Origin of the sequence: Stutzerimonas kunmingensis, assembly GCF_021432085.1 — a bacterium.
Classification (GTDB): domain Bacteria; phylum Pseudomonadota; class Gammaproteobacteria; order Pseudomonadales; family Pseudomonadaceae; genus Stutzerimonas.
The window spans coordinates 1,706,580-1,732,166 of record NZ_CP090366.1 but is presented as its reverse complement, the minus strand read 5'-3'; the positions used below and the strand labels follow the sequence as shown (position 1 = coordinate 1,732,166).

The 25,587-nt window shown below is 64.4% G+C and carries 21 protein-coding genes; 13 read left to right on the top strand and 8 right to left on the bottom strand.

Annotated elements, in window-relative coordinates:
* Positions 1–443 precede the first annotated feature (443 nt).
* Complete coding sequence (locus LW136_RS08265) at positions 444–2,516, bottom strand: glycoside hydrolase family 5 protein (protein WP_234174940.1); 2,073 nt, start codon at positions 2,514–2,516, stop codon at positions 444–446.
* Between the two features lie 535 nt (positions 2,517–3,051).
* On the opposite strand from LW136_RS08265, the gene LW136_RS08260 reads away from it, so the two are divergent.
* Positions 3,052–3,264 carry a hypervirulence associated TUDOR domain-containing protein gene (locus LW136_RS08260; protein WP_063541423.1) on the top strand — a complete coding sequence of 71 codons (213 nt, stop codon included), beginning with the start codon at positions 3,052–3,054 and terminating at the stop codon, positions 3,262–3,264.
* 3 nt (positions 3,265–3,267) lie between these two features.
* Positions 3,268–3,849, top strand: coding sequence for a DUF488 domain-containing protein (locus LW136_RS08255; protein ID WP_234174939.1), 582 nt, complete (start codon positions 3,268–3,270; stop codon positions 3,847–3,849).
* A 44-nt stretch (positions 3,850–3,893) separates the two neighbouring features.
* Here LW136_RS08255 and LW136_RS08250 read toward each other — a convergent pair whose 3' ends face one another.
* The 3 genes from LW136_RS08250 to LW136_RS08240 form a co-directional block, all read right to left on the bottom strand.
* Positions 3,894–4,730 (bottom strand): CvfB family protein, encoded by an 837-nt coding sequence (locus LW136_RS08250; protein ID WP_234174938.1) that lies wholly within the window; start codon positions 4,728–4,730, stop codon positions 3,894–3,896.
* A gap of 41 nt (positions 4,731–4,771) precedes the next feature.
* On the bottom strand, positions 4,772–7,102 hold the full coding sequence (locus LW136_RS08245; RefSeq protein WP_234174937.1) for a glucose/quinate/shikimate family membrane-bound PQQ-dependent dehydrogenase: 2,331 nt from the start codon (positions 7,100–7,102) through the stop codon (positions 4,772–4,774).
* Positions 7,103–7,268: 166 nt separating this feature from the next.
* The gene (locus tag LW136_RS08240; protein WP_234174936.1) at positions 7,269–8,417 is read right to left on the bottom strand and encodes a PQQ-dependent sugar dehydrogenase; all 1,149 of its coding nucleotides are present in this window, start codon (positions 8,415–8,417) and stop codon (positions 7,269–7,271) included.
* A 181-nt stretch (positions 8,418–8,598) separates the two neighbouring features.
* Between LW136_RS08240 and LW136_RS08235 the strand changes: the two genes are divergently transcribed.
* From LW136_RS08235 to LW136_RS08220, 4 genes are all read left to right on the top strand, one after another.
* On the top strand, positions 8,599–8,778 hold the full coding sequence (locus tag LW136_RS08235; protein ID WP_014819814.1) for a hypothetical protein: 180 nt from the start codon (positions 8,599–8,601) through the stop codon (positions 8,776–8,778).
* 78 nt (positions 8,779–8,856) lie between these two features.
* Positions 8,857–9,582, top strand: coding sequence for an RNA pseudouridine synthase (locus LW136_RS08230; RefSeq protein ID WP_041013500.1), 726 nt, complete (start codon positions 8,857–8,859; stop codon positions 9,580–9,582).
* 121 nt (positions 9,583–9,703) lie between these two features.
* Complete coding sequence (locus LW136_RS08225; protein ID WP_102833270.1) at positions 9,704–10,474, top strand: ABC transporter substrate-binding protein; 771 nt, start codon at positions 9,704–9,706, stop codon at positions 10,472–10,474.
* A gap of 78 nt (positions 10,475–10,552) precedes the next feature.
* Entirely contained in the window at positions 10,553–11,101 is a 549-nt protein-coding gene (locus LW136_RS08220; RefSeq protein WP_101274243.1) for a hypothetical protein, read from the top strand.
* 30 nt (positions 11,102–11,131) lie between these two features.
* On the opposite strand, the gene LW136_RS08215 is transcribed toward LW136_RS08220, so the two are convergent.
* A complete protein-coding gene (locus LW136_RS08215; protein ID WP_014819810.1) occupies positions 11,132–11,320 on the bottom strand; it encodes a hypothetical protein in 189 nt (62 codons plus the stop codon).
* Between the two features lie 178 nt (positions 11,321–11,498).
* On the opposite strand from LW136_RS08215, the gene LW136_RS08210 reads away from it, so the two are divergent.
* Positions 11,499–12,362: a DUF6279 family lipoprotein gene (locus LW136_RS08210; RefSeq protein WP_191122160.1), complete on the top strand. Its 864-nt coding sequence runs from the start codon at positions 11,499–11,501 to the stop codon at positions 12,360–12,362.
* A 171-nt stretch (positions 12,363–12,533) separates the two neighbouring features.
* Here the strand turns inward: LW136_RS08210 and LW136_RS08205 are convergent, their stop codons facing one another.
* Positions 12,534–16,853: a DEAD/DEAH box helicase gene (locus LW136_RS08205; protein WP_234174935.1), complete on the bottom strand. Its 4,320-nt coding sequence runs from the start codon at positions 16,851–16,853 to the stop codon at positions 12,534–12,536.
* A gap of 117 nt (positions 16,854–16,970) precedes the next feature.
* On the opposite strand from LW136_RS08205, the gene LW136_RS08200 reads away from it, so the two are divergent.
* Positions 16,971–17,276, top strand: a complete 306-nt coding sequence (locus tag LW136_RS08200; protein WP_014819807.1) for a hypothetical protein — start codon at positions 16,971–16,973, stop codon at positions 17,274–17,276.
* 9 nt (positions 17,277–17,285) lie between these two features.
* On the top strand, positions 17,286–17,981 hold the full coding sequence (locus tag LW136_RS08195; protein ID WP_234174934.1) for an SDR family oxidoreductase: 696 nt from the start codon (positions 17,286–17,288) through the stop codon (positions 17,979–17,981).
* A gap of 2 nt (positions 17,982–17,983) precedes the next feature.
* Here the strand turns inward: LW136_RS08195 and LW136_RS08190 are convergent, their stop codons facing one another.
* Entirely contained in the window at positions 17,984–18,799 is an 816-nt protein-coding gene (locus LW136_RS08190; protein WP_234174933.1) for an OBAP family protein, read from the bottom strand.
* Positions 18,800–18,948: 149 nt separating this feature from the next.
* Here LW136_RS08190 and egtB point away from each other — a divergent pair, with 149 nt between their 5' ends.
* Genes egtB through LW136_RS08175 form a run of 3 tightly spaced genes read left to right on the top strand, consistent with a single transcriptional unit; the run spans position 18,949 to position 22,991 of the window.
* On the top strand, positions 18,949–20,244 hold the full coding sequence (egtB, locus tag LW136_RS08185) for an ergothioneine biosynthesis protein EgtB (protein ID WP_234174932.1): 1,296 nt from the start codon (positions 18,949–18,951) through the stop codon (positions 20,242–20,244).
* Positions 20,245–20,246: 2 nt separating this feature from the next.
* A complete protein-coding gene (gene egtD, locus LW136_RS08180; RefSeq protein ID WP_003285636.1) occupies positions 20,247–21,209 on the top strand; it encodes an L-histidine N(alpha)-methyltransferase in 963 nt (320 codons plus the stop codon).
* A gap of 3 nt (positions 21,210–21,212) precedes the next feature.
* The gene (locus LW136_RS08175; RefSeq protein WP_234174931.1) at positions 21,213–22,991 is read left to right on the top strand and encodes a S8/S53 family peptidase; all 1,779 of its coding nucleotides are present in this window, start codon (positions 21,213–21,215) and stop codon (positions 22,989–22,991) included.
* Between the two features lie 58 nt (positions 22,992–23,049).
* Here the strand turns inward: LW136_RS08175 and LW136_RS08170 are convergent, their stop codons facing one another.
* Entirely contained in the window at positions 23,050–23,523 is a 474-nt protein-coding gene (locus tag LW136_RS08170) for a MarR family winged helix-turn-helix transcriptional regulator (RefSeq protein WP_104097083.1), read from the bottom strand.
* Between the two features lie 175 nt (positions 23,524–23,698).
* Between LW136_RS08170 and LW136_RS08165 the strand changes: the two genes are divergently transcribed.
* Positions 23,699–25,471 (top strand): N-acetylglutaminylglutamine amidotransferase, encoded by a 1,773-nt coding sequence (locus LW136_RS08165; protein WP_014819801.1) that lies wholly within the window; start codon positions 23,699–23,701, stop codon positions 25,469–25,471.
* Positions 25,472–25,587: the final 116 nt, after the last annotated feature.

Sequence of the window (25,587 nt, the reverse complement as noted above, 5' to 3'; positions counted from 1 at the left end):
TCCACCTTTTATAGGGTCATAGGGTTTGGCCGGATGACCACGGTCCGTGAAGCACAGCAGTGCGGGGTTCCGCGGCTGTGCGATTTCAGTACGCACATAAATGGTGACCGGACCCAAATTTTCGAGTTCCGTGTTTCTGGCTAAGCGGTACGGGGCTTCGAGGAACGAGTTCGGCTATGCCGCACGGCAGGAAGGGAGGACGTGAAACAGCGAGATCTGGTGGCGATCTGCCCGTGATTGTCACGCAGCCGGCATGCGGCTTGGCTTGGGGGAATGCGAAGGGCGAACAAGCGGAACGGCGGGAATGGCAGCGATGGTGACCATCGGGTCAGCTCGTTGGCGATCACCCCGTCACAGCGAGCCGACGAGCTGTAATCAGCCGATACCGTATCGGAACGCAAAAACGGGCCCTTGGGGCCCGTTCTTGTTTGGATCGTTTGTCGTTACAGCGGACCGACGCTGGTGCAGCTGTTTGCGGCTTTGGCGTGCTTCTGCAGAACCGGCAGCTGCGGACGGTACTTGCCACTGCTCACGTCCAGCGACATGGCGTACTCACCCCACCAGGGACCGGCAGCCCAGTAGGTGCTCGGGATGCAGTTCTGACGCAGGTAAGCCAGCAGGTTGTCGGTAGCGACGATGGCCGAGGGCGAGAAGTCCGGTACGCCGTGCTCACCGATATAGCCGCGCAGCTTGTTCTGCTTGAGCCAGTCGACGAAGGGCTTGACGCGATTGACACCAATCATCGGGTCGAATTTCTCGGCCTTGTCGAAGTAGTTGCCCGAGAAATCCTTGTCCACGTACATGTGCGCTTCATAAACCAGGTTGTTCTTCGGATCACGCATCCACGGGTTGGTGACCAGCTGGGTGTTGTAGTGCGGCCAGTGGAAGGCGCTCGACCAGCGATCGCCCGCTACGTAGATCCAGCGCTGGGAGTCGACGGTGCGGATTGCCTGAGCGGCGGCCAGGGCAGCCTGCGGCCAGAGACCGTTGGTGGAGTGCGGCTCGTTCATCAGGCCGTAGCCTTCGACGGCAGGATGGTTGACCACCTGCTGCACGATCTGCTTCCACACCGCAGCGAAGGAACTGATAGGCACTTCGTTGGAGCCGATCAGCTTGCCGTAGTAACGGTAGTAGTTGTGCAGGTCGAGAATCACCTTGACGTTGTGCTTCTGCGCGAAGTCCAGCGACTGCTTCAGACGGGCGAACTCCTCAGCGTTGAGCGGAGAGTTCAGCTTGGGCTGGATTCGCTCCCAGAGGAACGGCAGGCGAACCAGCGGCATGCCCAGGTCGGAGTACTTCTTGTAGTACGACTCGGCCGGGTAGGTGTAGTTGGTGCCATGCTTGCCCGGAACAACCGACGGGCCGAAGCCTGCGCCGGACAGGTTGACGCCAACCAGCAGCGGCTTGCCGTTGGTGGTGTCAGGTGCGGTAGGCGCAGGCGCCGGTGCTGCTTCTACCGGCGGAGTAGTCAGAGCCGGTGACGAAGGAGTGCTGGTCGATGTGCTGACCACCGAGATGGTCTTCGGATAACCCAGGGTGGTGCCATTGATCACAGCGCCGTCGAGAAAGACGCTCATGTTGCTGCCAACCAGCTGAGTGCGCAGCACCTTGCGGGTCTGGCCGTCAGCGAGCTTCACCAAAGCGCCAGCCTTGAATGCCGCCACATTGGTGCTGCTTGCCTGGATCGAGAAGCCGGCAGCAGTGCGGAACATACCGTTGAGCCAATGGGTATTGGTGTAGTTGTTCAGGTTGCTGGTGGCGATGACCGAAGTAGTCGGTGCAGTCGGAGCCGGGCTGGTAGTCGAAGTTGTAGCCAGCGACAACTTGTTCGGCGCGCCTACGACACTTCCGTTAACTGCCGCACCCTCGAGATAGACGCTCATATTGGCGCCGACAACTTGCACCTGGGTAACTTTGCGGACCTGGCCATCTGCCAGTTTTGCCGACGCACCAACTTTGAAAGCAGCCTTGTTGGCAGCACTTGCTGGAATGGAGAAGCCCGGCGACTTGCGCCATACACCATTAAGCCAATCGGTATTGGTGAATGCATTGATGCTGGTCGAGTGTGCAGCGACGGTAGTCGGTGCAGTGACCGGAGCGGTGGAAGTTATCGGCGCCGTAACGGCCGTACTACCGATGGTGACCACCTGCGGTGCGCCAACCTTGTTGCCGTCCAGCTTTGCACCTTCCAGGAAGATGCTCATGTTGCTGCCGACGATCTGTGCGCGGCTGATCTTGCGTACCTGACCGTCTGCCAGTCGTACCGAGACGCCGGCCACGAACGCGGTGCGGTTTGCCGAGGTAGCCGGGATCGAGAAGCCGGCGCCGGTGCGCCAGACACCGTTCAGCCAATCGGTGTTGGTGAATGCGTTGATCTTGGCGGAAACCGATACAGCGGCAACCGTGGATGCAGCGGCATAAGGCGTGGTTACAACAGTGACGCCACCCAGAAGAACAGCGGCGGCGATGGAAGCGACGAGTGCCTTGCGGGCACCGGAAAACAGGTTGGTGGACATTGAGTCTCTCCGGAACTTACTACTTCAAAGGCCGAGCCTTTAAAAAGTGACGGGAGGTCGATAAGTCGTGGGGCGTTGCTCTTGAGGAGGGCCGCGGTGTCACAACAAACGAACCGTTCAACAAGAAATTTCCCGCCGTCCACCCCCTGAACAAACCGGCAAATCGTCTTGCGTGGCGGCTTTATAATAGGTTCGAAAAATTAATGGAAATTTTTTTGTCAGTAATAGATCGCCAGAAAATCGCCACACCACGCAAATAACATTAAGTTGCCATTACTCATATGGCGATAGCTGTCGAATTGATATTACGTTTAACCGCCCTAGTTGGTTACCTGGCGCCAAAATGAGCGTCGGCTTTTTGAACTTTCGTGGTCGCTGGAGGGATTAACCGCTATCGAAGCTTGCCGACGAACGGTATATAACGGAGAAGCGAAACAGCCCTTCGTGCCGGATAAAAAACCAAGTGCTGGAAACAACCGATCTTCGTCGGCTGATGGCTGTCGGAAGCCTTACCGAACTACGAAACGGAGGCACCATGAGCCAGAAGTACAAAGTGGGTGATCACGTCAGCTGGAATTCGGAAGCAGGACGGGTCAGCGGTCACATCACCCGAGTGCACACCGCCGACACCGAATTCATGGGCCGCACACGGCGCGCCAGTCCGGACGCGCCGCAATACGAGATCAAGAGCGACAAGACCGACCATGTGGCGATGCATAAAGAGTCGGCACTCAGGAAGCTGAGCTGAGGCATGGTTCAGCCAGCCACGGTGTGGACCATCGGCCACTCGACGCGCTCGCTGGAGCAGCTGATCGAGCTACTGCGCCACCATCAGATCGAGGCCATCGCCGACGTCCGCCGCTTTCCCGGCTCAAGGCGATTGCCGCAGTTCGGCGAGGCAGCCTTGCGCGAAGGTCTGGAAGCGCACGGGCTGCACTATCAATGGATCGAGGAACTGGGCGGCAGACGGCGACCTCTGAAGGATTCGCCAAGCCTGGCCTGGCGCAACAGCTCCTTTCGCGGCTATGCCGATCATTTGCGCAGCGATGAATTCAACCGCGGTCTGCAGCGCCTACTGGAAATGGCGGCCCAGCGACGCACGGCAATGATGTGCGCCGAGGTGCTCTGGTGGCGCTGCCATCGTTCGCTGGTTTCGGACGTGTTGAAGATACGCGGCATCGAAGTCCTTCATATCCAGGACGAGAAGCCGCCGACCGCCCACCCGTTCACCGCCCCTGCCCGCCTGGTCGACGGGCAGCTGAGCTATGCGGAGGGCAACGGAGAGTCGCTGAGAAAGGAAGTCGGCAGCGGGCAGATCAATCTGGATCTGTAGCGGCTACTGGGTGGTCATTGCGACCACCCCGCTATGGGATCGGCTCAGGCGCGCTCGATGCGATCCGGGTGGATGACGATGCGGCCCTGCTTGTACAGACCACCGATGGCCTTCTTGAAGTTGCCCTTGCTGACGCCGAAGCGACGGGCAATTTCCTCGGCCGGGCTCTTGTCGCTGACATCCAGCGAGCCCTGGTTTTCTTCCAGCTTCTGCAGGATCAACGCCTGCAGCGCATCGGTCGCTTCGCTGCCCACCGGCTGCAGGCTCAGGCTGATCTTGCCGTCGGGCCGCAGCTCCTTGATGTAGCCGCGCTCGCGCATGCTACCACGGAGAAACTTGAACGCCTCGTTCTTGTGAATCAGGCCCCAGTGCTGGCCGTTGATGATCGCCTTGAAACCGAGATCGGTGGCTTCGACGATCAGCAGGTCCACCGCTTCTCCTACCTTGTAGTTCGCCGGGGTCTTGTCCAGATAGCGGTCCAGTCGCGCCGTGGCGGTAATGCGCCGGGTGCGCTTGTCGATGTAGACGTAGACCACGCAGTAATCACCCACCTGCAGCGGCCGCTTCTCTTCCGAGTGCGGCAAGAGCAGGTCCTTGGGTAGTCCCCAGTCGAGAAACAATCCGACGCGGTTGATCTCGGCCACCTTCAGACTGGCGAATTCACCGACCTGCACCTTGGGTTTCTCGGTGGTGGCGATCAGCTTGTCCTCGCTGTCGAGGTAGATGAAGACGTTCAGCCAGTCATCCACCTCGGTCGGCATGTCCTTGGGGATGTAGCGGTTGGGCAGCAGGATTTCGCCGTCAGGGCCGCCGTCCAGATAGAGGCCGAAACCGGTGTGCTTGACGATCTGCAGGCTGTTGTAACGTCCGATTGCGGCCATGTGGGCGGTCCCGAATATAAAGGCGGCGATTCTAGCGCCTGTCAGCGTGGCAATGCATAGGCGATCACCGAATCACCGGCTTTGGTGCCCAGCGAACCATGCCCGCCGGCAACCACCACGACCATCTGCCGACCCGAGCGGCTCTCGTAGGTCATCGGCGTGGCCTGGCCACCGGCCGGCAGACGCGCTTTCCATATCTCGCGGCCGGTGCTGACATCGTAGGCGCGCAGGTAGTAGTCAAGCGTCCCGCTCAGGAACGCGACGCCACCGGCGGTGAGCATCGGTCCGCCAAGGCTCGGCACGCCCATCTTGAACGGCAGCGGAATCGGCGAGCGGTCGCGCACCGTGCCGTTCTTGCGCAGCCAATGCGTCTTGCCGGTACGCAGATCGGCGCCGGCCACGTAGCCCCAAGGCGGCGCGGTGCATGGCAGGCCGATGGGCGAGACGAAAGCCTTCAGCTCAACGGCGAAGGGCGAGCCGAAGTTCTCGTTGAGGAACGGCTCCTCCTCGGACACATAGGTCGTCTCGGCATCCTCCCGGGGAATCAGCTTCGAGGTGAAGGCCAGATAGGCCGGCGTGCTGAACACCATCTGCCGCACCGGGTCGACGGCTACACCACCCCAGTTGAACACCCCGAAATTGCCCGGATGGACCAGGGTGCCCTGGGTCGATGGCGGTGTGTACCGCCCTTCGTAGCGCAGGGAGTGGAACTGGATATGGCACATCATCTGATCAATCAGCGTCGCGCCCCACAGGTCCTTGCCCTGCAGCTTCGGCGGCTCGTAGGTCAGTGCCGACGCAGGCTGCGTCCTGGCGACCCAGTCACCCTTGGCCGCGCCCTGCGGTGCAGGCACCTCGCGCACCGGCAGGACCGGCTCACCCGTGCGACGGTCGAGTACATAGATGTCGCCCTGCTTGGTCGGCGCCACCAGCGCGGGCACCGGCCCCTCCTCGGTCTGGATGTCGATCAGGCTCGGTTGCGCCGGTACGTCCATGTCCCAGAGGTCATGGCGCACTGTCTGGAAGACCCAGCGCAGCTGGCCGCTATCCAGATCGAGGGCGACGATTGAGGAGGAAAAACGCTCGCTGTTCTCGCTACGCTTACCGCCCCACTGATCCGGCACCTGATTACCCAGCGGCACATAGACCATACCCAAGGCCTCGTCGGCACTGGAGATGCTCCAGCTGTTCGGGCTGCTTGCGCTGTAGGTCTGCCCGGCGGCGATCGGGGCCGTTTCATCCGGATTACCCGGGTCCCAGTTCCATTTCAGCTCCCCGGTATAGACGTCATAGGCACGGATGACGCCGGACGGCTCGTTGGCGCGAACGTTGTCATTCACCGCTCCGCCGACGATCACCCGATCACGCGCGACCACCGGCGGCGACGTGGAATAGTAGAAGCCTTCCTTCACGTGGGGCATGTTCGCCCAGAGATCCACCGCGCCGTTGTCGCCGAAGCCGGGGCAAATCTCCCCGGTCTTCGCATCCAGCGCGATCAGCCTGGCATCGGCGGTTGGCATGAACAGGCGCTGCCGACAGGCCTGGCCCTCGGTGGCCGGCGGCGCTGCATGGTAGGAAAGCCCGCGGCAGGTCAGGTGCTGGCGGTTGACCGAATGCGGCACCTCGGGATCGAAGCGCCAGTGCTCCTCGCCGGTTTCGGCATCCAGCGCGATGACCAGATTGTGCGGCGTGCACAGGTACAGGCTGTCATCGACCTTGAGCGGGGTGACTTCGTAGGTGGTTTCATCCGGGTCGTCCGGACCGCGCAGATCTCCGGTCCTGTAGTGCCACACCGGCTCCAGCCGCTCGACGTTGTGCGGCGTGATCTGTGCCAGCGGCGAGTAGCGCTGGCCCTGCTGGCTGCGTCCGTAGGCGTGCCAGTCGCCGGCCGGCACGGCTTGGTCCATGGCAGGCGCCTCGGCCAAAGGCGGCGGCAGCATGCCCTTGATGTCGTGACTGTCGTGCCCAACGGCGTACACCGCTGCTGCGCCCCAGAGCACGACCGCCAGCATCAGCGGCAGCGCGGCGCCACCCCAGGCGCGAAAACCGAAGTGCTGCCAGCCCAGCCGCTGCGCGATCCAGGGCGTCAGCAGCCACAACCCGAGCGGCGCGATGATGCTGCCGCGCGGCGCCAGCTGCCACCAGTCCAGCCCCACTTCGTACAGCGCCCAACCGAGCGCGCCGAGCATCAGCAGCGCGTAAACCCAAAGCGCCGCGCGGCGGCGCATCAGCAGCAGGACCCCGGTCAGCAGAAACCCTGCCGCGACGATGGCGAAATACCAGGTACCGCCAAGGCTGACGACCTTCGCTCCCCCTGCACCGAGCGCAAGCCCGACGATGATGCAGAACACTCCGCTGATGACCACAGCCACGGCCTGTCTCCCTCGATCTTGTTATTCAAATCACCACACTGCGACGGCCGGCAGGGCTGGCCATCATGAGAGTGGGACAGGCGACGAGCGGGAATGCTCCGTGCACAGGGGCAATTGGCGCGACGTGACTTGGCAAGACGGGGCCGGCAGCCCCGCCAGGCGAGACTTACTGGGTGTCCAGGCCAACCTGAAGCAACTTGCCATTGCCCGCATCGGTCAGCACATAGAGGTAACCGTCGGGCCCGACGCGAACGTCGCGGATGCGCGCGCCCAGCTCCTTGAGCAGGCGCTCTTCACCAACCACGCGGTCGCCATCGAGCTGCAGGCGTATCAGCGACTGATCCACCAGCGCGCCGATGAACAGACTGCGCTGCCAACCGGGAAAGCGCTCGGCATCGTAGAACGCCATCCCGCTGACGCCCGGCGATTTTTTCCAGACGTGGTGCGGCGGCTCAGTGCCCTCGACCGTTTCACCCTCGGCTTCAGGAATCGGCAGCAGGCTGTAGTTGATGCCGTGAGTTGCCAACGGCCAGCCGTAGTTCTTGCCAGCCTGGGGAATGTTGACCTCGTCACCGCCGCGCGGCCCATGTTCGTGGGTCCAGAGCACGCCGCTCCAGGGGTTGAGTGCGGCGCCCTGCTGGTTGCGATGGCCGTAGGACCAGATTTCCGGTCGTACGCCGCTCTGCCCGACGAAGGGGTTGTCCTCCGGCACACTGCCGTCCAGGCCGATGCGCACCACCTTGCCCTGATGCTTGTCGAGGTCCTGTGAGGTCGGCCGCTGATTGTTTTCGCCGAGCGCGACGAACAGGTGTCCCTTGCCGTCGAACACCAGCCGCGAGCCGAAGTGCACCCCGGTGGAGAGCTTCGGCAGCTGACGGAAGATAACCTCGAAGTTCTCCAGCCGTGTGTCATCGTCACTCAGCCGGCCACGACCGACCGCCGTTCCAGCCTTGCCCTGCTCACCGGCCTCGGCATAGGTCAGGTAGACCAGGCGGTCCTTATCGAAGTCCGGCGACAATCGCACGTCGAGCAAACCACCCTGGGAGCGGGCGAAGACCTCCGGCACGCCAGCAAGTGGCTCGGAGAGGCTGCCGTCCAGTCCGATCACGCGCAGGCGGCCAGGCCGTTCGGTCACCAGCATGCGCTTGCCGTCCGGCAGGAAGGCCAGTGCCCAGGCGTTTTCAAGGCCGCTGGCGATCTCCTTGACCGTTACCGGCCCAGCCTCGCTGGAATGACGTTCAGTTTCGGCGACAGCCTGCAGCGAAGCGGCGATGGCAAAACCACAGAGCGTGGTGCGAATGGCATGGCGCAGCATGGTCTTCCTCTCAGGTGATGATCCGGCGTCGAGAAACTCGCTTTCGCGGCTAATTGAAGACCAGACGGTTCGCTGAGTGGTTGCAAAAACGCTTCAAGAAATGACGGCCTGCAAAAACCTGAACAAATTTTGATCAAATCTGTATAATGCCCGGTTCGACTGATTAAAGGAAAAGCGATCCATGGCCACTAAAACCACCAGCGCCAAGCGCAAGCCCGAACCCGCCACCGAAACCAGCCAGTCCCTCGCTGCGCAAATGGCCGCTTTCATCAAGGCAGGCGGCGAAGTCCAGACCATCCCCAACGGTGTGAGTGGCCAGACCAACGGTCCTTCCCGCCAGATCACCATCAGCAAGAAGTGATCTGAACCGCCTTCGGCGAGCCGGCTTTATCATGGCTCGCCGCGTTCTACCCCTTCCTTTCTCGTCTCCGAGCGCACCATGACCGACCCCGTACGCCTTGCCAAACGCCTCGCCGAGCAACTCGGCTGTTCCCGGCGCGAGGCCGAGCTGTATATCGAGGGTGGTTGGGTAACGGTCGACGGAGAACTGGTCGAAGCGCCTTTCATCAAGGTGCGACCTGAACAGCGTGTCGAACTGCAGGCCGGCGCTACCGCGAAGGAAATCACGCCTGTGACGCTGCTGCTGCACAAACCGGCCGGGCTGGTGATCGATGCCGACGTCGACAGCACCCGCCGCGTACTGCAGGCCAGCGAGCACTGGAGCGACGACCCCAGCCGCAACGAAGCGTTGCAGCGTCATCTGCTGCAGCAGAACCTGTTGCTGCCACTGGACGCCGACGCCAGCGGGCTGACCGTCTTCAGCCAGCAACGTGAAGTGATCCGCCTGCTCACCAGCACGCGCGACAAGCTGGAGCAGGAATACGTCGTCGAAGTGAGCGGCGAAGCCGAAGAAAACGGGCTGGCCCTGCTCGCCAAGGGCATTGGCCACCGCGGCAAGATCCTGCCCAAGGCCAAGGTCAGCTGGCAGAGCGAAAACCGTCTGCGCCTGGTGATCAAGGAACCCGCGCCCGGCGAGGTCCGCCTGCTCTGCGAAGCCATCGGGCTGACGGTGCTGGCCTGCAAACGCATTCGCATCGGCCGCCTGTCCATGGCCAAACTACCGGCCGGCCAGTGGCGTTTTGTCGGCGAACACGAACGCTTCTGACGCCGCGCCCGCACGCCATCGGCAGCACCGGCCGGCGGAGCACTCTTGCTTTACATCCCCTGCTGAATCAGTCTTGAGCGGCACTTCGCCACGATGGCCACTCACTCAAGACAGGACCGCGATGCAGAAACTGATGCTCCTGCTGCTGACCGTTTTCCCGCTGAGCATCCTGGCTGCCGAGCCCGTCGCCGTATGGGCTTACCAACCCTCGCCGCCCTTTGCCTCGGGGCAGAACCCCGGGCTCTCCGAAGCACTGGTGCAGTTGCTCAACGAGCATCCGACCAACCAGGACCGCTACGACTTTCAGTTGACCCAGTTGCCGCGCAAACGTCTCGACGCGCGCCTCGAGGACAAGGAGCCCGGCATCCTCCTATGGGCCACGCCGGAGTTCTTCCCAGAGCGCCTCACCGCCGGCGCCAGCTGGACTCGGCCTCTGCTGTGCGACATCCAGGACTTCGTGTCCCACAACGACAAGCCGGTCGACTATGACGGCCCGAAATCGCTGCACGGGCTGCGTCTGGGCGGCGTGCTCGGGCATCTCTACCGGGCGCTGGAAGGCGATATCGACAAGGGCCTGATCCAGCGCGAAGACGTGCACAACGATCTGCAGAACCTGAACAAGCTGCTCAACCAGCGCATCGATGTCGCGTTGATGCCGCGCTCCTCACGGCTGTTCTTCAGCCTGACAGAGGTGCCGGACGCACCGCTGCATGTTTCGCCACGCCCGCTCTATGTCTTCGACCGGCACGTGCTCATGACCGCCAGCCTGCCAGCCGAAACCACGCAGTTCGTGCATCAGCTCATCGCCGATCTGCCGCACAGCGCGCGCTGGCAGACCCTGCTCAGGCGCTACGGCCTGCAAGAGATGAGCGCGCCCTGTCCCAATTATTGAGCGAACGTAAGCGCCACTGGCGAATCGAAGCTGGCACGGCTCATACTGGCGAAAAGAGAACGGAGTACCAATTCAGCCATGAAAAAGGCACTGCTGGTCAGCCTGCTATTGACCCTCGGCGGCTGCGCCACTCAATCCTGCGACCGCGACTGGAACGACCAATGTCGTGCCGAACGGCTGCTGTACCAGAATGACCTGATGCAGGCGAAGATTCTGATTTCGATCGGCGACGAAGACAGCTACGAACTTGCCCAGGCCCTGCTTGATCGCAGTGCGAAGCTGGATCGGCGCGGCGAGACTGAGTTCTATCAGGCCCTTCTGCTGATTCGCCAAGGCCCGGAGCCATCGGAAGTGCTCGACCTGTTGGAGAAGGCCAAGCGCAAGGGCCACCCCCATGCGGTGGCCCTGCTCTACAAGATCTATCACGAGCCGTACCTGCTCAACGAAGCAGACGAGGATCGCGCGGAACGCTATCGCGACGCCTACGGCGAGCTGGATGTGGCGCGCAGCGGCTATCCATCCTTCGATAAATCACTGGAGCTGGTGAATCAGCTGGTCGCTCCGCCACCGCCATCGGTCCCGTATCAGGCGCCCTGCCCGCAGCACTGCCTGGAACAGTCCCGCTAGTTACGGGCCCGGGCGCCTGGGATTACCGTTTCAGGGCGCCGGGGTCTGCGAGATCCGCGGCTCCTCGTCGCCATCGGCCACCGCACGCGCTTCCTGTTCGGTGGCGTAGGGGCCACCGACGATGGTGCCGTTCAGCTCCACTACCCAGCACACGGCCCAGGTCGGGCGCCAAGCCTTGGGTACGTCTTCGCCGCTGAGGTGCTTGATCTGAGAGGTCATGGCTTTTCTCCACTGCTGCTGGGTAAGTCGGCCGCCCCATATCGTCGGAACGACTCCATGTAGGGAAGACCACAGGCCAGCCGCCTTTGCTCGCCGGCACCGACGAAACGGTCCGCCAGCCGAACCCCCGGCGCTGCCGTGGCTCTACAGAACAGCCGCCGACGCTCGAGGAAAGACGATGCGCCCCATTGCCAGCCTGCTCCTGCTGACCCTGCTCTGCGCCACGCTGTTGAACGGCTGCAGCCGCGCCACCCTGGTCTATCGCAACCTCGACATGGTCGTGCCCTGGACGCTCAACGACTATCTCGACCTCGATAACCGTCAGAAGGACGAGCTGCGCGAACGCCTGCGCGAGCACCTGGCCTGGCACTGCAGCACGCAATTGCCGGAACTGCTGGCCAACCTCGAACAGCTTGAGCGTGAAACTGCTGGCGGCCAGCTCGATCGCCGCGATCTCGAACCACAGTACCGCGACGTCCGCGACGCCATGCACAGCGTTGCCGTGGAGATCACCCCCACCGCAACGGACCTGCTGCGTGCCCTGAGCGACAAGCAGGTCGCCGAACTGCGCAACGCGCTGGAGGAAAACCGAGTGGAGTACCGGGAGAAATACCTGGCTCCGCCGCTGGACCGGCAGATTCGCGAGCGCGCCGAGCGTATGCAGGAGCGCCTGCAGTACTGGCTCGGCCAGTTGAACGCGGCCCAGCGTCAACGTGTGCTGCTCTGGTCTCACGCCCTGAACGAGCAGAACAGCCGCTGGCTGAGCAACCGCGAGCGCTGGCAAGAGCTGCTGTTGGCCGCGGTCGAGCAGCGCCACCGCGACGATTTCGATGACCGCATCGCGCAGCTGCTGCAGGAGCGCGAGGCGTTGCTGAGTACGAACGATCAGGCCGCGTTGCAGCGTGCCGAGCAGGCCGGATTGGACCTGGTGGCCGACCTCTATAGCCTCGCCGACGAAGGGCAGCGGACCCACCTCAGCGGGCGCCTGGCGCAGCTGCGCACCGACTTCAGCGACCTGAAATGCCTGGCGCCGACAGCCTGATCCCGGGTGCTTGGGCGGTGAGTGGGTTGAGGCAAGTTCGGATGAACATAGCTGCGAGGCAAGGCGCTGCGACGAGTCATAGTGATGCTATGGCAAGGAGCAGCAACACAGTATCGGAGCCATGGGCGCCGAAATTGACCAACTGAACGTACCAAACAGGCTACTAACTACTCAGCGTCTGGCCGGCGTCAGCAGGCGGCGCGCCTCGCGCTGGGCATCCTCGTCCAGTTCGACCAGCCATTGCGGCTTGCCCGCCGCCAGCACAGCCACCGGCAACCCGTCGCGAAAAAGGATCCGATTTGCCGCCAGGGCCGGCACCCTGGCGCCCGGCAACAAGGTGCCGAGCTGATTGAACGGATCGACCGCGGACACCGCCAGCATCTCGCCGGCCAGCGGCCGCTTGCGCACCTCGCGCAGCAAGCCAAGCGCCTCCGGCAGAGCGAACTGCTCGCCCGCCACCGCCTCAACAAAGCGCCCGCCGCGAATCTCGCCACGGGCTTCCAGCCGATGGTAGACCCGCAGCAGGTCGCGCCAGGGCGGCAACCAGTCCGCTTCACGCGCCAGCAGGCGCCAGCACACCACGCCGTAACGGCGCAGCAGCACACGGGCAATGTGCTCCAGTGCCTCTGCATCGAACGCTGGTGTTCTTGCCTCCTCTTCGCCCGCTCCAGACTTGCGCACCAGTGCCCAGCGGCCGGCGTCATCCATCCCGCCGATAAAGGCACCCCCGCGGCTTCGCCGGGCCGTGCGCGAGCGCTTGCTCGCCGGCGCCAGCAATGCGCGCAGACCGGCAAAGCTGTCGGCGTTCACCAAACCCACCGCCACCAGCTCGCCAAGGGCATCCTCCAGTTCGCTGCGCAGCAGATGCGCGTCGTGCTGCAGCTCATCGAAGAACAGCGCGCCCTGGGCGTTCAGGCATTCGAACACCCGCTGTGCCCGTGAAGACAGTTCCGGCGCCGGCGCGTCGCTGGCCAGTGCATACCAGGTCGGTAACTGGCGCCGCGGCAGCAGCACGATCGGCGTGCCGCGCACCGGCCCGCCGCCGGCCCTGAGTCGCCCGGCCAGCCGCGTCCAGACAATGCGACCGGAGCGGCACAGCTCGTCCAGCCAGGTGCCGCCATAATCCTTCAGGCGCGCAGGCAAGAGATCGGCCTCCCACGCTGCGGCGGCGGCCTGAAAGCCCTCCAGCTGTTCGACGACAGTGGCCAGCGCCTCGCGCCCCTGCATGCGCGTGGTCGCGGAAAGATGCTGCCAGTCAGCAAGAAAGCGCATGAAATCGACACGTTCGACCGGCTCGATCTCCCGCCGCAGGCGCTTGACCGTGTAGCGATGGATACGCGCCAGCAGATGCCGCTCGCACCACTCCTCCTCCACTGCGCCAGCGCTGAAACGCCCGCGCATCACGTAACCCTGGCTTTCCAGACGGACCAGCGCCGCCGCGACGGCAGAGGCCGGCAACGCCAGCGGCCGCGCGATCAACGCCACCGGCAGCGGGCCGAAGCCGCTCAGCCGCGCACGAATCAGCTCGACCAGTGCAGCCTCTTCCTCGATTGGCTGATCGTAGCCGCCGGGCGCCTGCAGATGCGGCTGGAACGGGGCCTGCGGATAGACCGCGCGCAGCAGCATCAGGCGCTCGAGCGGCAACCAGAGGAAGCGGTCGTGCGCCACCTCCATGCGCGTCGCGCGGCCGCCACGGGCCAGTTCGGCCAGCCATTCGCCCCATTGCGACTGTGCGACGGTCTCGGCTTCGGCAATGCAACCGAGCGCTGTCAGCGCCTCGTGCAACTCGTCGGCACTGCGCGCCTCGGGCCAGGCCTCCTCACACACGGCGGCGATCGCTTCCGGGTCCAGCGCGCCCAGATCGTCAGCCGACTCCGGATCGCTCCAGCGCCGCGCGAGCACCGCCTGGGTGCGGCGCTCTTCCAGCGGCGCATCGTCGAGAAAGGCGTAAGGCCGCGCGCCGAGAATCTCCATGGCCAGCGGCGACGGCGCGGGCAGATCACGCGCCAGCAGTTCGACCTCGCCGCCCTCCATGCGCCGCAACAGCACGAGCCAGCCTTCGCTATCCATAGCCTCGTGCAGGCAGTCATCGAGTGTCTGGCGTACAAGCGGATGATCGGGAATCTCGCGCTCGCCGACGATGTTTTCCAGGCAGGCAACCTGGTCGGGAAAGACCGTGGCCAGCAGATCGTCGCTCTTCATTCGCTGTAGCTGCGGCGCGACCTTGCGTCCGCCGGCCATGCGCGGCAACGCCAGTGCCGTGGTGGCGATCCAGCGCCAGCGCACACCGAACAGCGGCGCATCCAGCAGTGCCTGGATCAGCACCTGCTCGGCGCTGGCCGAATGCAGGTAGCGCCAGACTTCCGCCAGCGGAAAGCTGTGACTGGTGGACAGCGAAAGAATGATGGCGTCCTCGGTGGCCGCCGCCTGCAGCTCGAAGTTGAAGGTGCGGCAGAAGCGCTTGCGCAGTGCCAGCCCCCAGGCGCGATTGATGCGGCTGCCATAGGGCGAGTGAATGACCAGCTGGGTGCCGCCGGACTCGTCGAAGAAGCGCTCCATCACCAGCCGCTGCTGAGTCGGCAAGGCGCCAAGTGCGGAGCGGGCACGCGCCAGGTATTCGACGATCTGTCGCGCGGCGGTTTCCGCCAGGCCAAGGGTGCCGGTAAGCCAATCGATGGCGGGCGACAGGTCCACCCTGCCCACCGCCGCCCCCTCAGCCAACCGTTGATCGATCTCGTCACGCAGCCGCGCCACGGCAAAGGACAGCTCGTCGCTGCGCCCTGGCGCCTCGCCCAGCCAGAAGGGAATGCTCGGCGGCATGCCCTGAGCATCTTCGACACGCACCCGCCCGGACTCGATCTTGAGGATGCGATACGAGGTGTTACCCAGCTGGAACACATCGCCGGCCAGGCTCTCCACCGCGAAGTCCTCGTTCACCGTGCCGATATTCAGCCCCTGCGGCTCCAGCAGCACGGCATAGTCGGCGTTGTCGGCGATGGTGCCGCCGGAGGTCAGTGCGGTCAGCCGGCCACCGCGCCGGCCACGCAGGCTGCGCGTCGCGAGATCACGGTGCAGATAGGCGCCGCGGGTTCCGTGGCGGGTCGTATAGCCCTCGGCGAGCATTCGCAGCAGTGCCTGGAAGGTCGCGTCGTCGACCGCGGCATAGGGCATCGCGCGGCGGAACAGCTGGAGCAACGTTTCCTCCTCCCATTCCCGACAGGCCACCTCCGCGACGATCTGCTGCGCCAGCACATCCAGCGGCGCGTGCGGGATATTCAGCGTGTCCAGCTCGCCACGACGCACGGCGTCGAGCAGCGCGGCACACTCGATCAGGTCGTCGCGGGAGCTGGGAAACAGCCGCCCCTTGGACACCCCGGCGACCTGGTGCCCGGCGCGCCCGACCCGCTGCAGGAAAGCCGAAATCGAGCGTGGCGATCCCAGCTGGCAGACCAGCTCGACATCACCGATGTCGATACCCAGCTCCAGCGAGGCAGTGGCCACCAGCACCCGCAACTCTCCGCGCTTGAGCTTCTGCTCGGCGCTCAGCCGCTGTTCGCGGGCCAGACTGCCGTGATGCGCAGCGACCACCTCTGCACCCAACCGCTCGGCCAGGTGGCGGGTGGTGCGCTCGGCCATGCGCCGCGTGTTGACGAACACCAGCGTGGTGCGATGCTCGCCAGCCAGTGCCGCGAAGCGGTCGTAGACCAGCGCCCAGGCGTCGTTGCTCATCACCGCCTCCAGCGGCACCGGCGGCACTTCCAGCGCCAGGTCGCGGGCGCGGCCATGGCCGATGTCGACAATCTCGCACGGTCGCTCGACGCCGACCAGAAAGCGCGCCACCGCATCGATCGGCTTCTGCGTCGCCGACAGGCCGACCCGCACCAGCGGCCGATTGCAGAGCGCTTCCAGTCGCTCCAGCGACAGCGCCAGATGGCTGCCACGCTTGTTGCCGGCGATGGCGTGAATCTCGTCGACGATCACGCTCTGCACATCGGCGAGCATTTCGCGCCCAGACGCCGAGCCGAGCAGCACATAGAGCGATTCCGGCGTGGTGACGAGGATATGCGGGACGCGCTTGCGCATGGCGTTGCGCTCGGCCTGCGGCGTGTCGCCGGTACGCACCGCGGTGCGGATTTCCAGCGCTGGTAGCCCCAGACGCGCCAGCTCCGCGGTGATCCCGGCGAGCGGCTCCTCCAGGTTGATATGGATGTCGTTGGACAAGGCCTTCAATGGCGAGACATAGAGCACGCGCGTCGCGTCGGCCAGGCCGCCCTCGGCCAGCCCCTGCTGCACCAGGTCATCGATGGCGGCGAGAAATGCGGTCAGCGTCTTGCCCGAGCCAGTCGGCGCGGCCACCAGGGTCGAACGACCGGCACGAATAAGGGGCCAGGCAGCCGCCTGGGCCGGCGTCAGTGCGGGAAAGCTGCGGGAAAACCAGCCCGCCACGGCGGGGTGGAAACGGCCAAGCGGATCGACGGATGACGTGGTCATGCCGATGAATATGGTGGCGCCCCGGCCTTTGCACAAGCGACAGCCGGTCGGCGGTCGGGAAACGGCCATGGGATATGGCGGTCAACTTGAAACATCCGCAACGCAACGGAGATGACCATGACCACCACCCCGCTCAGCCTCGACAACGCCATGCAACTGGCCTCGGAAGCCTTCCTGCCCTGTGGTTGCGTGACCAGCGCCAACCCCGAGGACGACAGCTTCGGCTTCACCGTGATGAACGGCAGCGGCGAGGAAATCACCCGCGTGGCGCAGGTGCGCGACTACGCCGACCCGCTGCGCATGGCACAGGTGATCGAGCAGACCCGTCAGGAGCTGATCGACAAGGGTTGCACCCTCGAACCCTGGAGCATGCCGTTCATCACCGACGACAGCGCCATTCCGGAAACCACGCCGAACTACTGAGGAGCGGCCATGAGCGACCACGTGCTGCTGATCACCGGCGCCTCATCCGGTATCGGCGCGGCAACCGCACGCCTGGCAGCGGCGGCCGGCTACCGGCTGGCGCTCGCCGCGCGCTCCGAGGACAAGCTGCAGCATCTGGTCGATGAAATCGGGCCGCAGCGCGCCCTCGCCATTCGCTGCGACGTGACCGATTACGCCGAGCAGCAAGCCATGGTGCAACGCGTGCTCGATCACTACGGCCAGCTCGATGCCGTCTACGCCAACGCCGGCATCCCCGGCAGCGACGGCGGTTTCAGCGGCGCCGATCCCGAAGTCTGGAAAACCATGCTGCTGACCAACGTCTACGGCGTTGGCCTGACCCTGCGCTGCACGCTGGCCGCCTTGAAGGCCAGCCGCGGTCATCTGCTGCTCACCGGCTCGGCAGCCGGGCGCTTCGTCATTCCTGGTTCGATGTACAGCGCCAGCAAATGGGCGGTGACCGGGATGGGTCTGAGCGTGCGCGAAGAACTGCGCGGCAGCGGTGTGCGAGTCACTCTGATCGAGCCGGGCATGGTCGACACGCCGCTGTTCGACAAGCCGCCAGCCTATGCCCTGCAACCGGAGGATGTCGGCCGCGCAGTGGTCTATGCCCTGTCGCAGCCGGCCCATGTCGACGTCAACGAAATCCTGATTCGCCCGACGCCCCCGGTCGACGGCGATCAGTAACCTCAGCGTTCATCGCTGCGCTGTTGCTGTTGTTGCAGGCGTCCCGACTCGATGATTTCCGCCCGTCCGGCCCCATCGCCGTGGCGATGCTCGCCGGCCCCCCGCACCCGCTGCAGCTGAATCACTTCACCTTTCTCCCAGGCATTTGCCGCCGGATCGACCGTCGGCTGCGGGATCGACTCGCGACTGCGACGGATCGCCTGGGTATCCACGTCGAGACGGTCGTCACGGGCCTGTTCCAGCGCCGGGTCCAGCTGGCCATCCGCGGTAAATCCCATCATCAGCGCCGGAATTCCATAGGGCAGTTCCTTGTCGCGGTCGGTATGCCAGGTGTGCCACGTCTTGCCATAGGTGCTGACCACCTGTTCCATCAGCTGCTTTTCCGCGACCTGCGGCAGGCCGGGGGCGACCAGCGCGCCGGACTTCACCTCGTAATCGTGGCTGTGCCAGAGCATCTTCTCATCGTCGGGCAGTGTCGCGAACAGGCGCGCGCTGATGATGTATTCGACGCCCATGAGCTTGGCATCGCTGCCATTGCCGTCGTAGATCAGCGCCTGCATCACGTCCTCGTTCAGCCGCGTGACGTAGTGGTGGGCCTCCATTTGCCCGTCCATGTCGCCGTTATAGAAGTGAAAGCCGTTGAGGTAAGCGCTCACAGCATTCAGCGGCGCCTTGCCCTGCAACAGCTTTGCGCCGGCCTCGAGGGTGCGCGTCTCGGCGCTTTTCGGCGCGCCCGCGGCGTCGGTGTAGGACGCCGTATTGTGTTGCCCGCAGGCAGCCAACAGCGCTGCGGAACCCAAAACTGACAACTTTCGCATGGTTCGATCCCCTGCTTTGCTCATACAGAGTGACCAGGGCGCCGCCGGTTCTTCTTCAACTTTGCCGGGCCGGCCGGCAGAAACTTTTGCCCGCTGCGCCGGGTCGCTATGGGAGGCCGTTTCGGTCGTCAAACCCGAGGGGGACAGCCATGGGCAACCTGGCAGAGCAGCCACATTCGCATCCGGTACTCGCCGAACTCGACCTGTTGCTGCAGCGTTACCGGCAGGTACGCGCCACCAGCGAGGCGATCTGCACGCCGCTGCAGGTCGAGGATTACGTCATCCAGAGCACGCCGGAAGTCAGCCCGCCGAAATGGCACTTGGCGCACGTCAGCTGGTTCTTCGAGACCTTTCTGCTATTGCCTTATCTGCCTGGTTACCGGCGGCTGAACGAGGCCTACGACTACCTGTTCAACTCCTACTACCAGACCCATGGCCTGCCCTTTTCGCGGGCACGGCGCGGTGTGCTGTCCCGCCCGGGAGTGGACGAGATCTATCGCTATCGCCGCCACGTCGACCAGGCCATGGGCGAACTGCTGAGCAATCCGCCGCGCGAGCAGGCTGCCGAAATCGTCCGCCGCGTCGGCCTCGGCCTGCAGCATGAGCAGCAGCACCAGGAACTGCTGCTGATGGACATCAAGCACATCCTCGCGCAGAACCCGCTGCACCCGGTTTATCGCGACGATCTCGCCCAGCCCCGGCCCAGCAGCCCCGAGCGCCCGCGCTGGCATGAATACGCCGGCGGTGTGCAGCACATCGGGCATGCCGGCAGCGATTTCGCCTTCGATTGCGAAACCCCGCGACATCGCCAGTTCGTCGAGGATTTCCAGCTTGCCGAACGATTGGTGAGCAACCGCGAATACCTGTCGTTCATCACTGACGGCGGTTATGCCCGCCCGGAGCTGTGGCTGTCGGACGGCTGGGACCTGATCCAGCAGGCCGGCTGGAACGCTCCGCTGTACTGGCTGCGCGAGGACGCCAGCTGGCACGAGATGACCCTTGGTGGTCTGCGCCCGCTGGACCTGGAGGCACCGGTCTGTCACATCAGCTATTACGAGGCCGATGCGTTCGCACGCTGGGCCGGTGCGCGGCTGCCGAGCGAAGCGGAATGGGAAGTCGCCGCCGCCGACCAGCCATTGCGCGGCAATTTCCTTGAAAGCGACTACCTGCAACCGGTCGCCGCGCCGCCCGGCCATGACGGCCCGAGGCAGCTGTTCGGCGATGTCTGGGAGTGGACCGCCAGCGCCTACCTGCCCTATCCGGGTTTTCGCCCGCTGGAGGGCAGCCTCGGCGAGTACAACGGCAAGTTCATGTCCGGCCAGATGGTCTTGCGTGGCGGTTGCTGCGCCACGCCGGAATCCCACCTACGGGTCACCTACCGCAACTTCTTCCAGCCGGCCATGCGCTGGCAGTTCGCCGGGCTGCGCCTGGCCAGAGGGCTCTGAACATGGCGCTGGCAATTCACTTTCACGATCAGCTGCAACAGCCACACGACGCCTCGCTGCGCGACGAAACCCTCGCCGGGTTCGCCGCGAGCCCGAAATGGGCCTCGCCTAAGTTCTTCTATGATCGGCGCGGGTCCGAGCTGTTCGAGCAGATCTGCCAGCAGCCCGAGTACTACATCACCCGCACTGAGGAGCAGATTCTCGCCGAGGCTGCCAACGACATCCTCGACATCGCCGGCCCTCACAGCGACCTGATCGAGCTGGGCAGCGGTGCCAGTCGCAAGGTACGCCTGCTGCTGGAGGCGCTGCACCCGACCAGCTATCTGGGCATCGACATCTCCGAGGACTTCCTGCTCAGCAGTACCCAGCGGCTGGCGGCGGACTACCCGTGGCTGGAGGTGCATGCCGCCTGTACCGACTTTTCCAACGAGCTGAACCTGCCGGATGATTTTTCCAGCGAGCACCCGCTGATGTTCTTCCCCGGTTCCAGCATCGGCAACTTCACCCCAGGCGAGGCCGCGGCCTTTCTGCAGCGCTTGCACGATGTGCTGCCGGCCGGCGGCGGCCTGGTGATCGGCGTCGATCTGGTCAAGGATCGTGCGGTGCTGGAAGCGGCCTACAACGACCGCGCTCATGTCACAGCCGCCTTCAACCTCAACCTGCTGCAGCGCATCCGCAACGAGCTGGACAGCGACATCGACCCGTCACGCTTCGTCCATCGCGCCTTCTTCAACGAGGCCGAATCGCGCATCGAGATGCACCTGATCAGCCCCGATGCGCAGGACGTGACCATCGAAGGCCGGCGCTTCCACTTCGATGCTGGGGAAAGCCTGCATACGGAAAACTCCTACAAGTACACGCTGGAATCCTTCGCTGCCCTGGCCGATGCCGCCGGCTTCGACTGTCGCGGTCAGTGGACCGACCGGCGCGGGCTTTTCAGCGTCAACTACCTCGAGCGACGTTGAGCCATGCCTGCACGCGCTTGCGCCCTGTTCACCCTCGGCCTTGGGCTATTGAGTGCCCTCGCCACCCTTCCAGTAGCTGCAGAAGATCCAATCCGCATCACCCAGCTCAAGCGCTGCGGCGACCTCTTTGCCGGAGATTCGCTGAGCTGGTGCCTGAGCGCCAAAGGTTTGCCCCGTGGCGAGGTGCAGCTGCACCTCAACGGCGAGCGAGTGGCTGCCGAAAAGCTCCAGCGCGACGGTGAGCAGCTGCGTCTGATCCTTGCGGCGGACGCGGTGCGCAGCGGCCCGCTGTGGCTTGAGCGCGACGGGCTACGCAGCAATCCGGTCTGGCTCTCGGCCGGTCGCAGCCAGGTGCTCGCCGCCAAACCCGACGAAGTGGCGCGCAACATGGATGACCTGACCACCTATGTAGACCTGGTCAGCCTGATCATCGAGGAGGATCACGAAGGCTTGGACAAGGCGCGCCAGCTCGCCAAGAAGTACGGTGCCGAAGTCGTCGGCGCCATACCGCCGCTGAACACCTATCAGCTGCGCCTACCAGTGAAAGACCTGACCGAGCGCGACGCCATGGTGCTGCGCCTGGGCAGCGAGGTGGGTGTGGATGCCGTGGTGATCGAGGAATCGGCTGCCGAGAACGACGAGCAGGAAACCGGCAAGACCGCGGATCAGAAGCGTCCGCAGAACCGCGAGTGGGCCGCCAACCGCTTCCTCGATGCGGTGGACTACTACCGCGAACGCATTCCCGCCGGCCAGCGCGCCGGCGAAAAACAGCCGGTGCGTATCGGCATCATCGAACGCGCGGTGGACTTCGATGCACCGCATTTCGCCGAGTACCTCGAACCCTGCGATCCACAGCAGCAGCGCACCTGCCTCTACGCCCGCGACGCCGACCGGCCGGACAATCACGGCAGCAGCGTCGCCGGCATCCTCGCCGCCCATGCCAGCGATGCCCGCGACCAGGGCTTTCTCAGTGCATTGGACGGTACCGGGCCGGGCTTCGAGGTGATCGTCGAGCGCAACTCGGACGCCGGCATCACGGCCAACGTCGCGGCCTCGGTGAATCTGGTGGAGGACGGCGCGCGCATCCTCAACTGGAGTTGGGGCATCCACCGCATTGGCACGGTGGATGTGGAAGGCGAGCCGGTGGATTCGCTGCTGCGCTCGGGAATTGCCATGAGCGGCTACGAGGAGCTGCTGGAGGAATTCTTCCTCTGGTTGCGCCGCGAACATCCCGACGTGCTGGTGATCAACTCCGCCGGCAATGGCTCGGCCCACTCCGGGCGTGACGACTATCGACTGCCCTCCTCGTTCATCACCGAGCAGCTGCTGGTGGTCGGCGGCCATGAGCGCAACGACCGGAAAAAGGTCTCGGTGGAGCACCCCGACTACGTACGCAAGCGCAAATCATCCAACGTCGATATGCGCGTGGACATCACCGCCGCCGCCTGCACCCGTGCAGCAACTCTCGATCCCGAGCAGCGCGGCGACGTGCACTGCGGCACTTCCTATGCCACGCCGCTGGTCGCCGGTGCGGTGGGTGCGATGCTTTCGGTCAATCCCGGGCTGGAGCCGGATCAGGTGCGTGAACTGCTACGCCGCAGCGCCATGACCATCGGCCGCGACTCGGATTTCGAGCCCGCCGAGGCGGATGACCTTACCGCGCCGATCCTGCCGTCCGAGCGCGGCTATCGACTGGATGATCGCGATGTCGGTCGCTCAGCACGGCTGGACATGCGCAAGGCGCTGGAGCTGACCGTGGAAAGCCTGAAGAACTCGCGCTAGGGTCTGTTCCCGTTTCATTCGCGGGCTCGCGATGAAACGGGAACAGACCCCTAGGTGTTCACTCCATGTCGCCGCACAGCTCGGCGGCACGCAGCAGCGCGGCGGTCAGCGCGTGGCGCTCCCATTGCGGCAAGGCGGCGAAACGCGCGCGGAATTCCGGTGGCAGCAGCGCTGGCGCCTGCTGCAACAAGGCGCGGCCGCTATCGCTGAGCAGCAGCCACTGGCGGCGGCGGTCCTGGTCGTCGCGCTGGCGCTGCAACAGCCCGCGCTCCTCCAGCCGGTCGATCTGCCCGGAAAGCGTGGCTGCGGTAAGGCTGACGCGCCGGCTCAGGTCACTTGCGGTCAACTGCCCTTCGCTAGCCAGCACCTGCAGGATCATCAGCTGCACAGGGCTCAAGCCTCCGTAGCGCGCCAGACGCTTGGCATGTACTTCGGCGTCCTGCTGCAACCGGCGCATGGCCTGAAACAGCGGCATTTCGAAGGCTTCCAGCCCGGCACTATTGCTTTCGTTTAAAACTGTTTCTTCAGTCATATGCGGCTTTTCTTGCGAAAACTAACTTTGACATCAAATCATTTTTTTGTTTTGGTGTAAAAAGCTGACTGACCTGTTCCCGGCCGCATCGGCGCCGCTGCGCTGATCCGAAAGGCTGAACTTCGCGGGTGACGGGCCAGTCACACTCCCCAACGGCAAAACCGGTAAGGATCTTATGTGTGGCATAGCTGGAGAACTTCGCTTCGATAACCGCCCGGCCGATCTGGCTGCGGTTGAACGCATCACTCAACACCTGACTGCGCGCGGCCCCGACGCGTGCGGTTTCCACAGCCAGGGCCCACTCGCCCTGGGTCACCGACGCCTGAAGATCATGGATCTGTGCGAGGCGTCCGGCCAGCCGATGATCGACTCGGCCCTCGGCCTGTCGATGGTCTTCAATGGCGCCATCTACAACTACCCGGAACTGCGCGCTGAGCTGGAAGGCCTGGGCTACCGCTTCTTCTCCGAAGGCGATACCGAAGTGCTGCTCAAGGGCTTCCATGCCTGGGGCGAAGCGCTGCTGCCGCGGCTGAACGGCATGTTCGCCTTTGCCATCTGGGAGCGCGACAGCCAGCAGCTGTTCATCGCCCGCGACCGTCTCGGCGTCAAGCCGCTCTACCTGTCGCGCACCGACCAGCGCCTGCGCTTCGCCTCGTCGCTGCCGGCACTGCTCAAGGGCGGCGATATCGCCGGTGTTTTGAACCCGGTGGCGTTGAATCACTACATGAGTTTCCACGCCGTGGTTCCGGCACCGGACACGCTGATCGCCGGTATCGAGAAGCTGCCGCCGGCGAGCTGGATGCGCGTCGACGCCAATGGCGCGACCACCACCCAGCGCTGGTGGGAGCTGGAATTCGGCGCCCGAGAAGAGGAGCGCAACTACAGCTTCGAAGACTGGAAACAGCGCACCCTGGACACCATGCGCGAGGCGGTGGCGATCCGTCAGCGCGCCGCGGTGGATGTCGGCGTACTGCTCTCCGGCGGTGTCGACTCCAGCCTGCTGGTCGGCCTGCTGCGTGAAGCCGGCGTGGCCGACAACCTGCTGACCTTTTCCATCGGCTTCGAAGATGCCGGCGGCGAGCGCGGCGACGAGTTCAAGTACTCGGATCTGATCGCCAAGCACTACAACACGCGCCACCACCAGCTGCGCATTCAGGAAAAGGAAATCCTCGAACAGCTGCCGGCCGCCTTCCAGGCGATGAGCGAGCCGATGGTCAGCCATGACTGCATCGCCTTCTACCTGCTCTCGCGGGAAGTGGCCAAGCACTGCAAGGTGGTGCAGAGCGGCCAGGGTGCGGACGAACTGTTCGCCGGCTACCACTGGTATCCGCTGGTGGACGGCGCCGAAGACCCGGTGGCGGCCTACCTCGCCGCGTTCCGCGATCGCACGTACGAGGAATATGCCGAGACTGTGCAGCAGCAGTGGGTCCAGGGCGACTTCTCCGGCGACTTCGTCCGTCAGCACTTCGCCCAGCCCGGCGCCGATGCGGCGGTGGACAAGGCGCTGCGTATCGACAGCACAGTGATGCTGGTCGATGACCCGGTCAAGCGCGTCGACAACATGACCATGGCCTGGGGCCTGGAGGCGCGCACGCCGTTCCTCGACTACCGCGTAGCCGAACTGTCGGCGCGCATCCCGGCCAGGTTTAAGCTGCCCGAGGGCGGCAAGTATGTGCTCAAGGAAGCGGCGCGCCAGGTGATTCCTGCCGAGGTGATCGACCGGCCTAAGGGCTACTTCCCGGTGCCGGGCCTCAAGCACTTGCAGGGTGCGACGCTGAACTGGGTTCGCGAGATGCTGCTCGACCCCAGCCAGGAACGCGGCCTCTACAACCCGCAGGCACTGGAGAAGCTGCTCGCCGATCCGGATGGCCAGCTCACGCCGCTGCGCGGTTCAAAACTCTGGCAGCTAGCGGCGGTCAACCTATGGTTGAGCGAGCAAGGCCTTTGACGGTGGCCGATGCAGGCGCCAGGCCACGACGGCCCCGATAACCCGCTCACGAACGGCTGCGGTTGCCACGCGCCACGGGGGCGAGCACATCGCCCCGCCGCTGCCGGTTCGTGACT

What these genes read in the sequence shown, in the direction of transcription:
- LW136_RS08170 (WP_104097083.1), bottom strand. Translation starts at nt 23,523, where the DNA reads ATGACTGAAGAAACAGTTTTAAACGAAAGCAATAGTGCCGGGCTGGAA.
- LW136_RS08230 (WP_041013500.1), top strand. Translation starts at nt 8,857, where the DNA reads ATGACCGACCCCGTACGCCTTGCCAAACGCCTCGCCGAGCAACTCGGC.
- LW136_RS08225 (WP_102833270.1), top strand. Translation starts at nt 9,704, where the DNA reads ATGCAGAAACTGATGCTCCTGCTGCTGACCGTTTTCCCGCTGAGCATC.
- LW136_RS08190 (WP_234174933.1), bottom strand. Translation starts at nt 18,799, where the DNA reads ATGCGAAAGTTGTCAGTTTTGGGTTCCGCAGCGCTGTTGGCTGCCTGC.
- LW136_RS08260 (WP_063541423.1), top strand. Translation starts at nt 3,052, where the DNA reads ATGAGCCAGAAGTACAAAGTGGGTGATCACGTCAGCTGGAATTCGGAA.
- LW136_RS08195 (WP_234174934.1), top strand. Translation starts at nt 17,286, where the DNA reads ATGAGCGACCACGTGCTGCTGATCACCGGCGCCTCATCCGGTATCGGC.
- LW136_RS08235 (WP_014819814.1), top strand. Translation starts at nt 8,599, where the DNA reads ATGGCCACTAAAACCACCAGCGCCAAGCGCAAGCCCGAACCCGCCACC.
- LW136_RS08240 (WP_234174936.1), bottom strand. Translation starts at nt 8,417, where the DNA reads ATGCTGCGCCATGCCATTCGCACCACGCTCTGTGGTTTTGCCATCGCC.
- LW136_RS08250 (WP_234174938.1), bottom strand. Translation starts at nt 4,730, where the DNA reads ATGGCCGCAATCGGACGTTACAACAGCCTGCAGATCGTCAAGCACACC.
- LW136_RS08205 (WP_234174935.1), bottom strand. Translation starts at nt 16,853, where the DNA reads ATGACCACGTCATCCGTCGATCCGCTTGGCCGTTTCCACCCCGCCGTG.
- LW136_RS08255 (WP_234174939.1), top strand. Translation starts at nt 3,268, where the DNA reads ATGGTTCAGCCAGCCACGGTGTGGACCATCGGCCACTCGACGCGCTCG.
- LW136_RS08265 (WP_234174940.1), bottom strand. Translation starts at nt 2,516, where the DNA reads ATGTCCACCAACCTGTTTTCCGGTGCCCGCAAGGCACTCGTCGCTTCC.
- LW136_RS08210 (WP_191122160.1), top strand. Translation starts at nt 11,499, where the DNA reads ATGCGCCCCATTGCCAGCCTGCTCCTGCTGACCCTGCTCTGCGCCACG.
- LW136_RS08220 (WP_101274243.1), top strand. Translation starts at nt 10,553, where the DNA reads ATGAAAAAGGCACTGCTGGTCAGCCTGCTATTGACCCTCGGCGGCTGC.
- LW136_RS08200 (WP_014819807.1), top strand. Translation starts at nt 16,971, where the DNA reads ATGACCACCACCCCGCTCAGCCTCGACAACGCCATGCAACTGGCCTCG.
- egtD (WP_003285636.1), top strand. Translation starts at nt 20,247, where the DNA reads ATGGCGCTGGCAATTCACTTTCACGATCAGCTGCAACAGCCACACGAC.
- LW136_RS08215 (WP_014819810.1), bottom strand. Translation starts at nt 11,320, where the DNA reads ATGACCTCTCAGATCAAGCACCTCAGCGGCGAAGACGTACCCAAGGCT.
- LW136_RS08165 (WP_014819801.1), top strand. Translation starts at nt 23,699, where the DNA reads ATGTGTGGCATAGCTGGAGAACTTCGCTTCGATAACCGCCCGGCCGAT.
- egtB (WP_234174932.1), top strand. Translation starts at nt 18,949, where the DNA reads ATGGGCAACCTGGCAGAGCAGCCACATTCGCATCCGGTACTCGCCGAA.
- LW136_RS08175 (WP_234174931.1), top strand. Translation starts at nt 21,213, where the DNA reads ATGCCTGCACGCGCTTGCGCCCTGTTCACCCTCGGCCTTGGGCTATTG.